We start from the raw sequence: 17,506 nt of genomic DNA on the forward strand, positions 1-17,506 counted from the left end.
TTTCGGATAATTAGATAAATACTTTCCGCTTTGGCCGGTTATTCTTCTTTGAGCAGATCGGATGCTCTCACAAGCGGATTCAATGTCACATTTTCATTCCACAAATTCGCTTCTGCTCCTTCCTCCCTGTCAACAACGGTAATCACTTCATCAACATTGGCACCGAAGTCCCTGAGAAGATTGACCGCTTCAAGAACAGATCCGCCACTTGTGGTAACGTCTTCTATCAGTATGACTTTATCTCCTTCTTCCAGATCACCTACAAACCTTCCCCCGGTTCCATAAGCCTTTGCATCCTTGCGTATGAGTAAAAGGGGAATCTCTGTTTTCAGGGAAACGGCCGTTGCAAGAGGAACTCCGCCAAGGGCCACTCCGCCAATACGACTTGTTGTAGTAAGATCAATCCTGGCTGAGGCGATGTCCGATATTTTTTTGAGGGTTACAGGATCTGAAATTGCCTTTTTTATGTCAACGTAATATTTGCTGGTTTTTCCCGAGGCAAGGGTAAACTGGCCGAACTTGACGGCTTCGCACTTCTTGAGAGCTTCTATGAGTTCATCTTTCTCATTGTTTTCCTGCATGGCATTTGTCTCCTGAGGTTACCAGGGTTCCTTCTTGATTCCAAGTACGTAACCTATTATATTGGTCCCTATGTGTAAAAGGGGTGTTAGTATAAGTAACACTATAATGATATTCAGTGTGAAATTTGCAACAAACCATTGTGGGGCTACCAGGTAGGTCAATATCCAGGCACCTGCTACAAAATCAAGCTGATCTGCAACTGGCAAAGGAGCTCCTCTTTTCAGATCAATCCTCCTTTTAACAAAACTCATTGTCATATCACCAAGGAGCGAGCCAATCGAAAGAGCAGCAATCGGAATTATTGCATCCGGGATTGTAAACCCAAAAGGAGGTAATCTAATCCCCATAAACTCTATTTGGGTAAAGGCAATCCACGTTTGTAGGATCCCGGCAACGATTCCAAACAAACTTCCGGCGACAAATCCCCTTATCGTTTTTCCGTCACCAAGTATCCTTCTTCCGTCACCCAGGGTTCTTTTGCCATCAATGGGTCTTCCTCCTCCCAAAAGAGCTGCAAAAGGACTTGGAAGGTAGGCAGGTACCATTAACCACACAGCGAGAATAATTGTATCAAGCGTCTTGATCAGCCCCTTTTGACCTCAGTTATTTTCGTTTTTATATAAGGGTTTGCTGTTTTATTCCTGTATGGAGGGGTGAAATTTGAACAAATCCCTGTATATTATTCCTTTAAGGGAATCACTATCAGTTTAAATAATTAACAGCGTGAACTAAACTAGGCAAATCCCTTTATACCCGAAAAACTTTCCTTTTGATAATATAATTCTTACAGGACAGGCTTGTTTACATGGATCTCCAAAACCTCATTTCCAGAAAAAACCTTATTTTCGTAACAGTGACAGCATTCGGGATACTTGCAGTTTTGATAACTATTGGAATGCTGACGCCCCTTGTGGTTCAATTTTTAACTGGTATGCAAATAAGTATGGATGCAACATATTTCAATAACAGGGCAGCACCGATTGCCGGTTTACTTGTAATCCTGCTCTGTGCCTGCCTGCTTGTCACCCATATATCCGGCAGGTATATTGGTATGCTGCTTGGAGGTATAGTTCTCTTGTCTGCACTTATGGCAATGTTTTCTCCTACCGGAGAACTGCTTGTAGACATTTCTATAATTCCCATGCTTGCCGTTTTTGCGGCATCTCTGTACCGGCTGGTTCATGTTACCAGAAAACGCCGTGGCAAATCCCATTTCAAGGGAATAGGTGCCCACATTATCCATATTGGAATTTTGCTGGTGATATTCGGTACCATTTTCAGTTCAGCAATGAAAGTAGAAGATTCAGCTGTAGTTAGCATTGGTGAGGAAACATCATTTGAGAAGATTCCTTATTCTGTAAGTGTGATGGGTATGGATTCAAGTTTTGAAGGTACACCCTATGACAATTATCCTGGTTCATCCTATACAACGGATGTTGGCCTTATAATTTCCAAAAACGGGAATGAGTTTGACAGGGGTACAGTTCGGTATATAACCGATATAAAATGGAGGCAGACCTATACTTCTACTTACATTAACCGGGGGATCATGGAGGAAGTTTTTATTGCTCCCAAAGCCCTCGATGAAAAATCCGGGGAAGTTGACCTGTATCTGCGGGTAGTTCCATTTATCAGCTTTCTCTGGGCTGGTATTTACATAATGCTTGGAGGTATGTTAATACTGCTCCTTGGAAGTACAGTGCTACCAGATAATGAAAATGAGGTGGCCACATGAATTTTGGAATGATTATTATCTGGCTGGCATTTCTGTTTGGTTTGCTTGCTACGGTCTATTCATACCTGGGTTTTCGCAGGAAAGATGAGAATTACCGGATACTTTCATTAAGGCTTGAAATTGCCTGTGCTGTTTTGGTCACAGTTGCTTCTGTCATGCTGATGTATTATCTTTATGATGTAGCCGCGTTCTTTGAGTATGTTTATGCTCATTCCAGTCTTGATCTTTCCACTTACTATCGTCTTTCAGCTTTCTGGGCAGGTCAGGAAGGTTCTCTTTTGTTGTGGGCCTGGGCCATTTCGGTTATGCTTCTGGTTCTCAGGTATTCTTTCCGTTTTACCGAAGGCAATGTATTCATGATCACAAGGATAGTGTCCCTGGGTATTCTTTCGGTATTCCTCATGCTGCTTGTACTTGACAACCCGTTTGCGGTATATTATTCAAAAGCCGGCTCTGTTCTGGTAAGCAACTGGAATCCGTTTGTCCATCCCTATCACCTAACAGATGGGCAGGGCATGAATCCGCTGCTTCGCAATCCCTGGATGGCTATCCATCCTCCCATCCTTTTTTTGGGCTATGCAGCTTTTACTATTCCTTTTGCATCTACTATTGCTGGTTTGCTCCTTAATGACAGCAGCTGGCGCAAAATAGCCAATAATTGGATGCGTGTTTCCTGGTTACTCCTGACTGCAGGGATAGGTCTGGGTGGTTTCTGGGCCTATGAGGTACTTGGCTGGGGTGCATGGTACTGGAGCTGGGATCCGGTTGAGACCTCGTCGTTGATTCCCTGGATAACCGCGACAGCTTATCTGCATACAATATACGGCAGACAGGGACAGTTCAGGTTCCTGGCGCCAGCAATGGCTATTTTATCATTTATACTTGTAATTTTTGCAACTTTTGTTACGAGAAGTGGTATGTGGGCCTCAGTCCATTCCTGGCAAGATTTCAATGCAGAAAGCCTCTTAATAGGTATATTCCTGGCAGGAATTACGCTTGCGGGGACATCGCTGCTTGCAAAAAGGTATTTTGAAGAGCAGGACTGAAACTGTTCTTTGCTTTTTATTTTTAAGGGGCAACAGCCAGGTTTTCAGTAGTGTTATAGTTCGGTTGGGTGCGAATCGGGAGTTGAATTGTGAACTCACTACCTTTTCCTTCTACGCTTTCCACCAGGATTTGACCGTTGTGACCTTCAATGATTTTCTTGCAGATGTAGAGGCCAATGCCAGTTCCTCCATATTTTCTTCTGGTAGAGCCATCTACCTGATAAAAGCTTTTAAAAATGTTTTCTAATTTGTCTTTGGCTATCCCAATTCCGGAATCTCTTATTTTTATCTCGACATATTTGCCTGTTCTGCTGGTGGAAACTTTTATTTTACCATTTACAGGAGTGAATTTGATTGCATTATCGAGTATATGGAATATAGCATTTTTCAGATATCTTTCATCAACATTTATATGTGGAATATTTTCCAGGCTTCTTTCAAGTGTCAGGTTATATTTTGTAAAATTAATTGGCAGGTCATTCAGGACCTTGTCGAGAAGGGAATTTATATCTGTATCTTCAAAATTGTATGTCACATTCTGACTACTGTCCTCACTGGCATAGAGAAGAGCATTGACATGTTGCTGTAGCCTATCACAATTCCTGATTATTGTAACCAGGGCGTCATTTTGCTTGTTATTAATTACACCTAACTCGCCTTTAACGAGCAAATCGCTGAAACCTTTGATGGATGCAAGAGGTATTTGCAACTCCCTGCTTATATTGGCAAGAAATTCATTTCTCATGCCGTCCAGTTCCTGAAGTTCTTTATTTGCCTCTACAAGGGCCATTTCTGCCTGTTTTTTTTCGGTAATATCTTCACCGGAACTGATGGTACCCATGATGCCTCCCTGATCGTCTTTGAGTACAACATCATGCCAGAAAACCAATCGTTCTTCACCTGTACGTGTAAGAATAGGTTTTTCCGAGAATTCGGGAGGTTCAATTTCCCCCTCCAGGACCATTTTATAGCCGGTTTTTATCATATCCCTTATTCTTTCCGGCAAAAAGACATCGAACCATTTCTGTCCTATAATTTCTTCCTGGGAATACCCCAGAATTTCAGAAGCTTTCTTATTGGCAAGTACTACTTTCAGGTCCCTGTCAACGACGCCTATTATTGTTTGGGCAACGTCGATGTAAGTCTGTGCCTGGTCTCTTTCTTTTGCAAGTTTATCATAGAGGTTCTTTATTTGTAACAGGGGATTGATTCTTGTTAGAATTTCCAGGTCATCGGACTGGTCGGTTATGAAATCATCTGCCCCATTTTTCAGAGCTGCCCTTATCTCTTCTTTGTCTGTTTTGGTGACCATAATTATGGGAAGATACTGATTACCTGTATTTTCCTTAAGCTCCCTGCAAATGCGGTAGTTAACCTCTTCAGGCATAGTATTGTCAATTATAACTATAGTCGGTGTACTTTTTTTGATAAAAGAAATAGTATCTTTTTTGGGTTCTGCTTGTAGCACCCTGTATGCTGACAGATACCCCAGCAATTTATCATTATTTTTGCTGCTTATAAGGGCAATTGAGGCTATTTTATCATTGAGCATGTCACCGCATCCAGATACTATTAATATATTGTATACCCATACTTATATATTAATCCATTCTTTAAAAAACCCTATGTTATCCTTGTTTAAAACATTGTCATAATTTTTATATCCCAGGATATTTGCTATCATATTGGTATGTTTTCCCTTTATTTTCTGCAATTCATCTGAGGTATAATCCGTAATTCCTTTCCCGAATACCTGCCCGTTGCACTCGAGTTTTACTATATCTCCACGATCAAAATCACCCTCTAAACCAATTACACCCGAAGGCAGGAGACTCATGCGGTTTCTTACCGCATCTCTGGCTCCTTCATCTACCACGATTGTGCCTGAGGAATGGGCAAGTAAAATCCATCGAATGCGGTTCTTATGGACTTCTCCTTCAGCTAAAAACAGGGTGCCGATTTCTTCACCCTCCATTATTTTGAGGATTGCGTTTTGGATAGAGCTGTTTGCAATTACCATGTGGCAGCCTGCCATATTGCATATCTTGGCAGCATCGATCTTTGTTCTCATGCCACCGGTTCCTTTAGTACTTGAAGGGCTCCCGCCATAACTTTCTATAGTTGGTGTAATCTCAGGAACAGTTTTCAGTAATACAGCATCCTTGTGCCTTTTAGGATTTTTATCATATAAGCCATCAATATCCGATAGGAGTATCAGCAGATCGGCTTCCATTTTGCTGGCAACCATTGCGGAAAGCCTGTCATTATCTCCAAGGGTAGCTTCTATCTCGTGCACGCAGGTACTGTCATTTTCATTGATAATCGGGATTACCCCATATTCCAGTAACGTGGATATGCTGTTTCTCAGGTTGAGATAGGTTAACCTGTTGGTAAAGGAGTCATAGGTCAAAAGAATCTGGGCAACATTAAGATCGTAAGTACTAAAAGCCTCCATCCATTTTTGCATCAAAATATTTTGACCAACAGCTGCTGCTGCCTGTCGGACCGGAATTTCCCGCGGCTTACAGCCAAGTTGCATCAGGTCAATTCCCACTCCTATGGAGCCAGAGCTGACAAGAATGACTTCTTTTTCCAGACTGTGGAGGTATGCGACCTGGGAGGCCACATGTTTCATGAATTCCTCATTCAATCCCCCACAATCATTACTTATTGAAGTTGTTCCTATTTTGATAATAACTTTTTTTGCGTTGTCAAGGATGACTTTTCTCTTGCTCAAAATCACAATCCCCGGATATTATTTCAAATGATGTCGCTTATCTGTTTATCCAGTTTCCTGTGGGTAAATTGTTTTGCATTATCTCCTGCATAATCGGATACCCTGTCACCGTTACCCAGAAGAATATACTTGTATATCAAAAGACCTTCCATTCCTACGGGTCCACGTGCGTGTATTTTGTTTGTGCTGATGCCAACCTCTGCGCCTTTACCATACCTGAAACCGTCGGCAAATCTTGTAGAGGCATTTACCATGACGCTTGAGGAATCCACAAGTTCGGTAAATGTGCGGCGCTTATCTTCGTTTTTGGTGACAATACAATCAGTATGATGCGAACCGTACCTGTTAATATGATCGATTGCTTCATTTATTGAATCAACCGTTTTCACAGACAGTATCAAATCATTATATTCAGTGCTCCAGTCTTCATCGGATGCTTTTTTCACACCTAGGATACCGGTATTTTCTGCAATAGTGTATGATTTTTCATCCAGGCGGACCTCTACACCTGCTTCCAGGAATCTTCCTATCATTCCGGGCAGGAAATTGCTTGCAATATCACTGTTTACAAGCAATGTTTCCATTGCGTTGCACACTGCCGGATACTGTACTTTTGAATCATAGCAGACATCAATCGCTTTTTCCATATCTGCTTCATTGTCCACGTAGACATGGCATATTCCGTCTGCATGACCCAGTACGGGTATCCTGGTATTATCCTGTATGAACTTCACAAAAGCGTTCGACCCACGGGGTATAAGCAGGTCTATATAGGAATCAAGTGCCAGGATGTCCATTACCTCTTCCCGGGTTTCCATCAGTTGAAAGGCCTTTGCAGGAATATCCCCGATTTCTTCTAGGCATTCTTTAAGTATGTTGAAAATAGTACGATTTGAATTAAAGGCCTCACTTCCGCCCTTAAAGATCGTTGCATTACCGCTTTTCAGGCAGAGGGACATGATCTGCGGAACAACATCAGGACGTGACTCGAAAATAACCCCTATAAGGCCGATCGGACAACTTACCTGATACAATTCCAGTCCTTCATCAAGTTCCAGGCAGCTGAGAGTTTTGCCTGTTTGGTCTTCAAGTTCCATGACATCTCTTATACCTGCGATCATTCCATCGATTTTGCTATCATTTACTTTCAGCCTATCCACAAGAGCCTGTGAGATTTTCCCTTGCTCTTTTAACTGCTCAGCAGCTTCGAGGTCTTTGCGGTTTGCCTTAAGTATTGAGTCTCTATTTTGATCAAGGGCTTGTGCCATTGCTTCAAGCCCTTTATTTTTTAGGGTTGTATTTATGCTGGCAAGTTTGATGGAGGCATCTTTTGCTGGTATGACTTTTTTCTCTGTATTATCGGTCATGGGAACACCTGATTATATGGTTGTAACTATGGCAAGAGCAAATAAGATCATCATATAAAAAAAGCTTTTAGCTATTTAATTGGGGTTTTAAAAATAGTAGGTGAAGTAGGCATGGCGCCTACTTCGTATTGTGCTTATTTGGCCGGGATGATGAGGGATCTCTCACCAGCAGGCTCAAACTCACGAAGCGCACCGCGTCCGAACTCCTTCCTTGGCTGGGAGAAGTCGAATGGGAGCATTTCGTCGGCGAAACATACCTTGATCAGTGGATTGAGTGCATATGCATCTCCACGACCGGCGTGTGCTCCGGCTGCGATTGCAGCGTAGCCACCCTGGTGACCAACGTTCATTGCGTAGTTCGGATAGTTTGGACCACGGAGTTCATGGGGCAGACCTTCGTCGGACTGGTAGGAGAAGGTGTTGGTTGCACCACACTGGTCCTGCAGATCGTATCCGAAGAATCCGAGACGTCCGTGACCTTCCTTGTGCAGGTACATACAGAGATACCATGCGGAGAGACCGGCGTTTGCGTTACCGGTTGCAAGGGATCCTGCGCTACCGGCAGCTGCGGACAGGACGGTTGCTCTCTGGGATCCACCGAAGTGGTCTTCAAGGGCAACGGGGTATTTCTCGTAGTTCTCGAGACCGTAGAGTGTGGACTCTGTTGCGATATCCTTGATAACATCCATACTTGGGGCGACCTTGTTGTCGATACCCTTGTCAGCTGCACCGTCATACTTGTCGTTGATGTATTCAACGTCATAGTACAGGTTGTCATCCAGAATGTTGTTGGTGTATGCAGCAGTGGAGTACTGGGTGAAACCGACACCACCGGACATGTAGGATCCGAGCCAGATCTGGTCATAAAGCATACATCCTGCACCGACTACCTCCAGGGTTACGTTTGCAGGATCATCTGGATTTACACGGCTGGTCTGGACGATATCTGAGAGGTTACCAAAGGTGACACCACCAGGTTCGTTTGGTGCACGTGCACGTCTTGCCGGGAGCATGTCTCCCATGTTGACAACACCTGCGTGCTTTGCTGCATAGGAAAGGTCTGCTACAGCTGCTTCACCGGCACACATTCCGTATGCTGCGATGTAAGACATACCGATCTGCATTGCAGTCCATCTTGTGGTCTGACCACCGTCTGTTGTCCTGGATACGATGGTTGGGATGTGAGCTGCCTGCCAGGTAGTGTTACCGATAGAGGATTTGAGCTGTTCTGCCTGTTCTGCAGGGAACTGTTTGTCAATATCGATGAGGAATTGGTCATCGATCTCGTCTGCAAGTTCATCGTCACCTGTGAATATTTTCACGTAACAGTCATCGACGAGTGCAGGGTGGGTCTCTACCATGTGTTCCTGGACAATTGCACCGCCAGGGAGTGCGTGGTTGAGCACTTCGAGGTAGTGGTTGATAGTTTCAGGGGTAACCTCAATACCCAGTCTTTTTTCGAGGGTTTCGTGGGCCATATCCATACCGACAATACAGGTTCTGCGTATGTCGTCCCACATCTGCTGCATTGCAGCATTGTTGACATAGTGAAGGTCATCATTTTCGACCATCATGTCATCATTACCGGAGATGAAGGATGGTGTAAGAGCTCTCTGACCGAGTGGAATACCACCGCAGTGCATCATTGGGTTGTAGCCTGCAAGACCTCTCTTTTCTGCAATTTCCTTACCGACTTTCTTCATTTCCAGTTTCCTGGGGTTCTGGTCGACACCGAGGCGGTAATATGGAATTCTCATATCTGTAATGTCGCCGCCTTCCATCTTGTTGGTGCCGTGCTCCTTTGTGAATTTAGTTTCTAAATCTTTCTGGAACATTCTCTTTCTGTCGTTTGCCATTTTACTCACTCCTGTACAGCTGGCTTGTATCCATACATGGTTCTCTGTTCAAAGACCCTGTGTACCCATTCGAGGACTTCCTTGTCCTCCCTGTATGGGACGTTATCTACACGATAGATTGTGGTCCTTTTTGCAGCTTCTTCGTCGGACATTGGTTTTCCGAGGTCGACCTTATTGTCGATTGGTCTTCCTACCTGGTCCTTGTCCATGATGATTGTACCGTTCTCGAGCCTACGTCTGTCGAGCATGTCAAACATTACACCATCTTCCTGAAGACGGAGGGAGTGACCGTGCACTGTTGCACCTCTTAGTCCAGACAGAGCCGGGCAGGTCATTTCGGTTTCAAGCTGGAATTTTGCAATTTCTTCCATGTCCCTTTCACGGGCTTCAACGACCTGGCGGCCGGAAAGTGTGCCCGGGTCTACGCCTCTGAAATTAATTGCAGTGTTGTAGGACCTGAAATATGGGGTGGAAGGTGCATTGTACATTGAATCTACAAACTGTACGTATCTGACCCTGTCACCTGCTTTTGCACCATCTGTAGGTTCGACCAGTTCACGGATGGAACATTCTGGTTCGCCCATTTCTGCCAGTGGTGGGTGGGTGCTTGGGTAATCTGTACCGGGAACACGGTGTCCGAGAATAATGGTTAAGTCGTCATCAGAGATTTCCCTGAGTTTTTCGACTTTACCGGACATGTGTTTCCTTCTATTTTCCGCAACACTTGTTGCTCCGGGATAAAACTGTGCTTCATATGCCATATGATTACACTCCTTTGTTATCAATTGATTTCATTGTGGATTTCACTGCTTTAACGAGTTCGTTTAACTTGTCTCTTGGACAAGTTTCTCCTCGTGTCACTCCAGTCACAATCTCCATCACTTTTCCCTTTGTCTGGATGTTTTTATCTTGAGGTTTTACCAATCTAGTATGGATACCGGCCTTTGCAAAATCTTCAAAGTCCACGATTGTCTGACAGACAACCACTGCCGGTACTTCTGCATGGACCAATATTTCCCTTACTTTCCTGACAACGTGATCACGAATGTTCCCTGTATGAATGACGGCCATCTTGTGCCTGTTTATCTGTTTGATCTCCTCCGGGTTGATACCAAAGGAACCGGATCTCATTTGTTCATCTGGAACGCCTGATCCCGAATTGAGCACAAGCACACTTACCTGTATGTCTTCTTTGCGCATTCCGTAAGTCAGTTCACAAATAGGCTTGGTGATGTGGCGGCTCCCGGGACTCATAGCGACTGCAACGACATCGGTCCTGCCGGCTTCGGAGAGTGTGCCTCTCTGGGCAAGTCCGCCTCCTTTGCCAAGGCCCATTCCGTGTCTGCAATCTACAACCTGGGTTTCCCGGTCAAACATCTGGAATCATTCCTTTTCATTTGTTCTCAGGAGGTTCACCTGTGATTCGATCTTGCTTTTCGGGTCATAAAGACCGTATAAGGCAGGATCGGCAGTAGGACCTCTTTTTGCATAATCTGAAACCGTTTGCCTTGTCTGGATGAAACGCCCTTCCCTAATGTCAAAACCGCAGGGAAGTGTGTCTTCACAAATTGCATTTATTTCTTCCATGACTTCTTTTCCGGCAAGTTCCAGTGTAATTCTCCCCACAAGTACTTCCAGGCCCATCTCGGTTTTACCAAAATGTACATTTGTCCTTACTGGATGATGTACGGGTGTTCCGACAGCAGGTCCGAATGGTACTTTTGTAGGTAAGCGCGGCCCCTGTATGAATGCCCTTTGTATACCTTCCAGACTGCAAAGTTTATTGAGCAGCCCCTCTACGGTATCGGGTTTAATCATACGTTTTGGGAATATCTCGATCTGTATGGATTTTTTTGTGTCTGAAGCAGAAGTTTCCATTATTGGTACCTTCAATCTTTGTGACTCATTTAGAGTGATTCAGCGACTGCTTTTATTGGTTCTCTGAATTCTTTGATTGTACCGAATACATCACCTATGAGGCCGGATGTTTTCTCGATGGAGAACATCTGGGTACCTGCATCAAGTGATACACCAGCGGATACACATGGTATTGCGAATCCTCTTGAGTGCCTGGTTACAATGTGGTTACCGTTGAATACTCCGGGGCCACCGCCACCATAGATAGAGTGGCTGAAGAAAGAGAATCCGACAGCAGTACCCTGTGCCCTACCCATGTCACAGCCAGGCAGGCCGGTTTCTTTCTCAATGATGTCGTTGTAATACAGAATTGTGGATGACACATTCTGAGCGGCCCTACCTGCACCACAGTTTACCATGGATGCAGCAAGTTGGCCAGCTGCAGCATAAGCATTCCACATGGATACATCGTTTGCCTTGTAGAAGTTGTAACCTGAAGGAGCAGTTTTGTCGACTTCGATTACATTGTCCTCAATTGCCCTTTCTACAACAGACTGTACTACGGTACCGACGGTTCCGTCTTTGCCATTGTCTTTTACAAGATCGTATACTACGTTGTTGGCGTTAAGGCCCTGGCATGCAAATCCAAGAAGCTGATGTCTCTCGAACTCTCCGACTGCATTACCCATTTCGAACATACCTGCCTGTTCGAAGATGGAAGACAGTGCGGCTGCATTCATTGCTTTTTTCTCTGTAATTGCAGCAATGTGGTTGGTCATGATGTTCCTCAGGGAGTAACCCAGACCTTCATTCTTCTGTGGGATGTTCAGGATTGAAGCGATGTTTCCACCGGCCAGATCCATTGTCTGTGGGTAGTTACCCCATACTGCTCCTTTGACCACAGGTGCGTTGAACATGTCAACATTGAACATGTCAACAATGGTCTGGACGGTTGCTGCTGCACTTACGGTAAGTGCGGAAGAGTAGTCAGCACCGGCGGTGAGCCTTGCGGTTGGAAGCTGAACAAGAAGTTGTTTGCCGCCACCGAGAGTTTCGATGTTTGTATCGTCATCACCGTCTATCTGTACAAGTTCCTTTACGGAATCTGCAATTGCGCCAGCATTTTCGACAATATCGAGTTCCATTTCACGTCCCGGCATGTGGCGAGCCTTTCCGCCCATCTTACCGGTTGCGAGAGATTTTTGAATACCTCCCAGGTTGACTGCTACAGTCCTCTTTGTGTCTCCGATGATACGCTGAATTGCTGCGTTCCTTGTAGGAGCGAGCTCTTCAATTGCAACGCCGCTTTCTAAGAGTTTTCCTCTGTCGTCGTAGATGTCTATTTTGTCAGACACGTATTTTCCTCCTTTAAGTTTTTTTTTAAATGGAAAGAAAATCCCCATTTGGAAAGCAATCACGCTTGAGCGAGGATATGCTGTAAGCACTTTCAGGGTGAGAAGCCTTCCTGTCGGTTTTCTTTAATTTATTCATGTCAGCAATGGAGCTTTTTCCTTTAAAACTTTTGCATTCGTTTTTTGATCCGGCACAATACACAATGATTATTCATGATAATTACTCAATTACATTTGATTTCTTACGTACTTTACCACAAAGATTTAGTAATATCTTTATCTACCACTTGGCCACATGGAGATCGTTGCTGATATTGGGGGCAGTCCCGGAATTGACTGCCGAGGGTTTTGTTCATATTGTTACTTTAAGAAGGTACAGGAAGTACCACCTTTTGGTTGTAAGCACTGTTTTCCTTTTGCAAAGGGTTGTGATTACTGTACACGTAGTATCCGGGAATCCTATCCCGGTTTTAAACCTCTGCAGATAGTAATGAGGGATGTATCCCAGAATTTACGTTTTTCATCTTCTGAACCGGATAAATTTACCATCAGTGGGGGAGGGGATATCAGTTGTTATCCCGATCTTAAAGAACTTGTCAGCTTCCTTTCCCGTTTTGAAAAGCCCATTCATCTGGGATACACAAGCGGAAAAGGCTTTGATGATCCTGATGATGCTTCCTTTTACATTGAAAACGGTGTCAGTGAGGTTTCATTTACGGTTTTTGCCACCGACCCTCAACTCAGGGCCAAGTACATGAATGATCCTGAACCAGAAGTTTCAATTGAAATTCTACGACGCTTTTGTGAAAAATGTGATGTATATGCCGCTATCGTCCTGATCCCCGGTGTAAATGATGGTAATGTCCTGGAAAAAACCCTTTCAGATCTTCAGGAAATGGGTGCAAAGGGAGCAATATTGATGCGTTTTGCCAACAGTCGCGAAGAAGGGTTAATTCTGCGCAACTCCCCTGTTCTGGAAGATATCACTACACATTCGATAGAGGAATTTGTGACCATAGTAAGAAATGCGGCAGACAAATTTGATCTGCGTATCACCGGCACACCTCTTGAAGATCCTCTTATTGGTTGTCCCTTTGCCATAAGGAAGGACAAAGCAGCACTTTCCAAACTCCCGGAAGTTATAAAGGCTGCGACCATTGTTACCAGTAAAGCTGCTCATCCGAGATTACAGGAAGTTTTCAAGGCGCTGGATGCACCTGTCAATGTTGTGGCGGCAGGCAAGGACATTGGATGCCTTATCACAATTGAGGATTTCCAGGCACTTGACCTGTCGCAGATAAAAGAAACTGTAATGATTCCGGGCCGCACGCTTGCTCATGATCCTGAGATAAAAAAGATTCTTTCAAATGATGGTGTGGAGAGACTTATCAGACGAGGTCCGGACCAGCTCACCTATGACGGCGAAATGTCCATTGGTCTGGATAGGGATGAAGTACTTGCTTTTGAAATAGAAAATCTCACCGAGCTTATTCAGCACATAAACGTAGTTGGCCTTCCTGTGGAATAATTACATATAATCCGCAAGTCCCATCTGTTTTGATTTATCGTTCTTAAACAACGATTCGATATCGTATCCGATAAGTTCGATGCGCTGCTGCGTATAACTCGATACATTATACTTTTTTGCAACCTTCAGTGAAACTTCAAGATATTTCTTGACCGCCCCTTCATGAACCGTCAGTATGACCCTCCCGCCACAATGCGGGCAGGTACCAGTAAGAGGTGCCCTCCTGAATTTCCCGCCACATTTGACACATCGGGTCCCCTGTCTGGAAAATGCCCTGAGATTGCCAAAAAGATCGGGGAGGAAGTGTGATATGAGGACCCTTTCAGCCACATCTGCCACATCGACTGCACGTATTTTTTCTGCCAGGGAAAGTTGGGCATCCATTTTATCCACCATAGAACCCAGAGTCTTGTATGCACTTTTGACCGGTCCTGCGGCAATATCCGAAGTATCGTGTGTAAACATGAATCCGTCAAACTGTGCCGGGGTTCCCAACCTGCTGCTGACCAGATCCATGGTTTCTTCCAGTTCCTTGGGATTCGTATAATTCAATGTAGTTTCATAGAATTCCAGAGGATAAGAGGAACAAACATCAATATTATGTGCTTCCTTATCAACTTCACTGGGATCAATCCTGGTTGTAAGCACAAGGGGAGCATCCATCTTTCCTCCTCTTTTATCAGGCAGGTATTCATGTGAAAAGTTAAGCAGGCCGTCCATAAGCAACATGACGCAATCCTCATCGCCATCGCAATTACGCCTTTTTGCTGCATGGAAGAAAGGATGGGCATACCCAACAGATGCTTTTGTGAATCCTACCAGTCTGCCCAGGACCCCCGCTGAGGTGTGTGGAGCCAGACCGATTAGCATCACCCCGATAACGTCCTCTATAGTTTCTGCTTTGTAATAGGGTTCAAGTCCATAATACTTCACCAGCAGGTCATCGATATACTTTGTAGTCTGGAGGATATATTCTGCCGCACCACGGGACACCACCAGGTCCTGCACTTTAAGGATTACGACCTGGTCATCCCTTTCCAGTGTATTGCCGTGAATGTCTGTCTCATATCCCAGTTCAAGAAGTTTTTCAGCTGTGGTTCCCAATTCATCGGCCCGGATATGTGTCAGGGGAATATCCGACATGTCGTACCTGACGGTTCCATCCTTGAATGTAAAAAGGTCATGTTTTGCTCGAAGGATTCCTTTTTCGAGAGGCTCAGGGGTCATGTGTTTTGACATCATCCTTTTTACCCCTTTGAAGGATTCCAATTTATTTCGTTCCCCCAGCCTCTCAAATGCCCTATCGTATACCGTTTTGAAATTTATGTTGTGTGCGGTTACACAGGATGTGGCTGCTTTACATTTTGGACAGATGTCCTTATTGACAGCCCTGCCACAACGGGGGCAGAAAAGTTTTGGGATTGTATGGGTGCCACATTCACATCTGAATTCATGGGTTTCCATTCCACAGGATGGACAAATACGGTTTCCTATCTCTATTTTTATTTCGCCCACTTTGCTGTTGTTGTTGGCTTTATAGGATGCGGCACTTGAGAGCATGCGGGTATTTCCACCGCTTTCCCCAATCGGAAACAATACATGCGGGGGAGGGGACATTTTACGCCGATTAGCTTTTTCGGGTCTTCCCATCCTTGCCCCAATGCGCATTGGTGCTTTCTCTCTGACAGTCCATCCTGAGAGTTTAGTGACACATTCAAGGATATCTTCACAAGGTAATTCTTCCCACTGTTTTTTCAGGTCCTCTCCAAGTCCGAGACAATTTATAAGAGGCAAAGGATTGTCGATTGCAATTTTGCTATCATAAATCCGGTGTAATACGAGAAGTTTTTCTAGGATCGTTTTTATTCCCTGTTCCTTTGCTTTTTCTTCAGGTAGCAACAGTCTGTTTCCCTGGTTTTCTTTTATGCCATTTTCAGCAATGAATTCTGCAAGTTTTACGAATTCGTCTCTTTCAATGTCATGCCAGGTATAGGTGTAATCAGGGTGTAGGGGAAGATTATAACGGTTACAAATATCCATTACTTCATGCTGGTTTGGATTTACAGGGGGATTATGGCCAGTTTCTTTTGAGTATTCCTGTGCCCACCATTCCACACAGTAAGATGCAGGTATAAGTGGATGATTATTTTCCAGGAAATCCCCGTAATTGATTAGTATTTCACCGATATCGATAATGGTTTCTACCTGTGAATGTAGTTCGATTGCAGTTTTTTCATCATCTATCCGAAGCACGTCTCCGTTGTAGAGGCGCACGGTTGGTCCCTCGATAGAGTCTACAGGTGCCATTCCGGCAGCTTTTCCGGGTCTTTCTACTTTCAGCTGGGTACCTGCAACAATGAAATTATCCATTATGACCATGCCTGCGGGATTGATACCGGCTGCCGCGAACGATGTATTACGTGACCTGCCATAGCGGAGCCTGAATCCCCCAGGTCTGGATGGATGGGAAAAGACAGGTCTGCCTGCAATGAGGTCCCGCATGTATTTATCCTTGGGCTTGACCTTGGTCTTCTCATCTTTATCTTCCTCATCAGAACTTCCTCCTGAAATGAACGTATCCAGCCATTCCCATCCGTCGATTTTGAGTTTGTTCACATGTTTTTGTACTTTTGGAGCTTTTAGGGCCAACCCCTCGGCAAGTACGAGTGCCATCCCCCCGCGAACCCTGTTTGTTTCGATCCTGTCAAGGTTTCTGTAACCTTCAACTTCTTCCTGTTCAGTGGGCTCTCCGTCTATGCAGATGGGACAATTATCAACGATCAGGCGTATTTCGTCTTCCGAGGGCATGTACTGGAGGGTGGCAATTCTTCTGTATAGCAATATTTCTTCGACATATCTTTCCACTTCTTCCTTGCGGGGTTTGTACCTGTCAACACCGATTCCTCTTCTGACATAATCTCCCACAAGTACAGAAAGGGCCTGTGCTGTACCACCGGCACTGCGTATAGGTCCTGCGTAATATATCTTGATGTATTCAGTACCATCGTCGTTTTTGCCCAGGTCTACCCTGTCGATCCCCTCGATTGGTGCGGCAACTACGCCTTCGGTAAGCATTGCAACCGCCACCCGTATGGCGCTCTCTATTGCCTCACGTTTTGTATCAAAGTTCCCCACATTGCCGGCAGCGATATCTTTTCCAAGGGCCAGGGCTGCTTCTTCCCGCGAAAGGTCGGTTTCCAGTTCCCGGATACGCCCGGCTACACCTTCAACCCCGATGAGATTTTCTACCCGGTCTGCAAGGTCTTTTGCCAGGGGAATCTCTGTTTCGGGTTTTGGATCCTTTCCCTGTGAACGTGCCCGGTTTGCTATTTCAATTTCCTTATGCAGCACTTCTTCCATTAGGTCGAAGTATTTCTGCATGGTTTCGCTTACTGCAATGTCTCCCATTATGATCTGCCTTTCACAAACAATATGTGGTATAGTAA

The 17,506-nt window shown here is 44.7% G+C and carries 14 protein-coding genes; 3 read left to right on the forward strand and 11 right to left on the reverse strand.

The window, feature by feature from the left end; all coding sequences use genetic code 11:
- Window positions 1-38 precede the first annotated feature (38 nt).
- Together pyrE and EFE42_RS07685 are read right to left on the reverse strand one after the other, a co-directional pair.
- On the reverse strand, window positions 39-581 hold the full coding sequence (gene pyrE / locus EFE42_RS07680) for an orotate phosphoribosyltransferase (protein ID WP_123136692.1): 543 nt from the start codon (window positions 579-581) through the stop codon (window positions 39-41).
- An 18-nt stretch (window positions 582-599) separates the two neighbouring features.
- The gene (locus EFE42_RS07685; protein WP_255419074.1) at window positions 600-1,148 is read right to left on the reverse strand and encodes a CDP-2,3-bis-(O-geranylgeranyl)-sn-glycerol synthase; all 549 of its coding nucleotides are present in this window, start codon (window positions 1,146-1,148) and stop codon (window positions 600-602) included.
- Between the two features lie 239 nt (window positions 1,149-1,387).
- On the opposite strand from EFE42_RS07685, the gene EFE42_RS07690 reads away from it, so the two are divergent.
- A complete protein-coding gene (locus EFE42_RS07690) occupies window positions 1,388-2,317 on the forward strand; it encodes a cytochrome c-type biogenesis CcmF C-terminal domain-containing protein (RefSeq protein ID WP_123136694.1) in 930 nt (309 codons plus the stop codon).
- Entirely contained in the window at window positions 2,314-3,363 is a 1,050-nt protein-coding gene (gene ccsA / locus EFE42_RS07695) for a cytochrome c biogenesis protein CcsA (protein WP_123136695.1), read from the forward strand. Before EFE42_RS07690 ends, ccsA begins: the two co-directional genes overlap by 4 nt.
- A gap of 22 nt (window positions 3,364-3,385) precedes the next feature.
- Here ccsA and EFE42_RS07700 read toward each other — a convergent pair whose 3' ends face one another.
- The 8 genes from EFE42_RS07700 to mcrB form a co-directional block, all read right to left on the reverse strand.
- A complete protein-coding gene (locus tag EFE42_RS07700; protein WP_123136696.1) occupies window positions 3,386-4,915 on the reverse strand; it encodes an ATP-binding protein in 1,530 nt (509 codons plus the stop codon).
- A gap of 42 nt (window positions 4,916-4,957) precedes the next feature.
- Window positions 4,958-6,100 carry a glutamate 5-kinase gene (gene proB / locus EFE42_RS07705; RefSeq protein WP_123136697.1) on the reverse strand — a complete coding sequence of 381 codons (1,143 nt, stop codon included), beginning with the start codon at window positions 6,098-6,100 and terminating at the stop codon, window positions 4,958-4,960.
- Window positions 6,101-6,123: 23 nt separating this feature from the next.
- Window positions 6,124-7,467, reverse strand: coding sequence for a glutamate-5-semialdehyde dehydrogenase (locus EFE42_RS07710; RefSeq protein ID WP_123136698.1), 1,344 nt, complete (start codon window positions 7,465-7,467; stop codon window positions 6,124-6,126).
- A gap of 134 nt (window positions 7,468-7,601) precedes the next feature.
- Window positions 7,602-9,323, reverse strand: a complete 1,722-nt coding sequence (mcrA, locus tag EFE42_RS07715) for a coenzyme-B sulfoethylthiotransferase subunit alpha (RefSeq protein ID WP_123136699.1) — start codon at window positions 9,321-9,323, stop codon at window positions 7,602-7,604.
- Between the two features lie 5 nt (window positions 9,324-9,328).
- On the reverse strand, window positions 9,329-10,084 hold the full coding sequence (gene mcrG, locus EFE42_RS07720) for a coenzyme-B sulfoethylthiotransferase subunit gamma (protein WP_123136700.1): 756 nt from the start codon (window positions 10,082-10,084) through the stop codon (window positions 9,329-9,331).
- Between the two features lie 4 nt (window positions 10,085-10,088).
- A complete protein-coding gene (gene mcrC, locus EFE42_RS07725) occupies window positions 10,089-10,700 on the reverse strand; it encodes a methyl-coenzyme M reductase I operon protein C (protein ID WP_123136701.1) in 612 nt (203 codons plus the stop codon).
- Between the two features lie 6 nt (window positions 10,701-10,706).
- Window positions 10,707-11,201: a methyl-coenzyme M reductase operon protein D gene (mcrD, locus tag EFE42_RS07730; RefSeq protein ID WP_123136702.1), complete on the reverse strand. Its 495-nt coding sequence runs from the start codon at window positions 11,199-11,201 to the stop codon at window positions 10,707-10,709.
- A 29-nt stretch (window positions 11,202-11,230) separates the two neighbouring features.
- Entirely contained in the window at window positions 11,231-12,535 is a 1,305-nt protein-coding gene (gene mcrB / locus EFE42_RS07735; RefSeq protein ID WP_123136703.1) for a coenzyme-B sulfoethylthiotransferase subunit beta, read from the reverse strand.
- Between the two features lie 292 nt (window positions 12,536-12,827).
- On the opposite strand from mcrB, the gene mmp10 reads away from it, so the two are divergent.
- Entirely contained in the window at window positions 12,828-14,060 is a 1,233-nt protein-coding gene (gene mmp10 / locus EFE42_RS07740; protein ID WP_123136704.1) for a methyl coenzyme M reductase-arginine methyltransferase Mmp10, read from the forward strand.
- On the opposite strand, the gene EFE42_RS07745 is transcribed toward mmp10, so the two are convergent.
- Complete coding sequence (locus tag EFE42_RS07745; protein ID WP_123136705.1) at window positions 14,061-17,468, reverse strand: DNA polymerase II large subunit; 3,408 nt, start codon at window positions 17,466-17,468, stop codon at window positions 14,061-14,063.
- Window positions 17,469-17,506 lie beyond the last annotated feature (38 nt).

Origin of the sequence: Methanohalophilus sp. RSK, assembly GCF_003722075.1 — an archaeon.
Classification (GTDB): Archaea; Halobacteriota; Methanosarcinia; order Methanosarcinales; family Methanosarcinaceae; genus Methanohalophilus.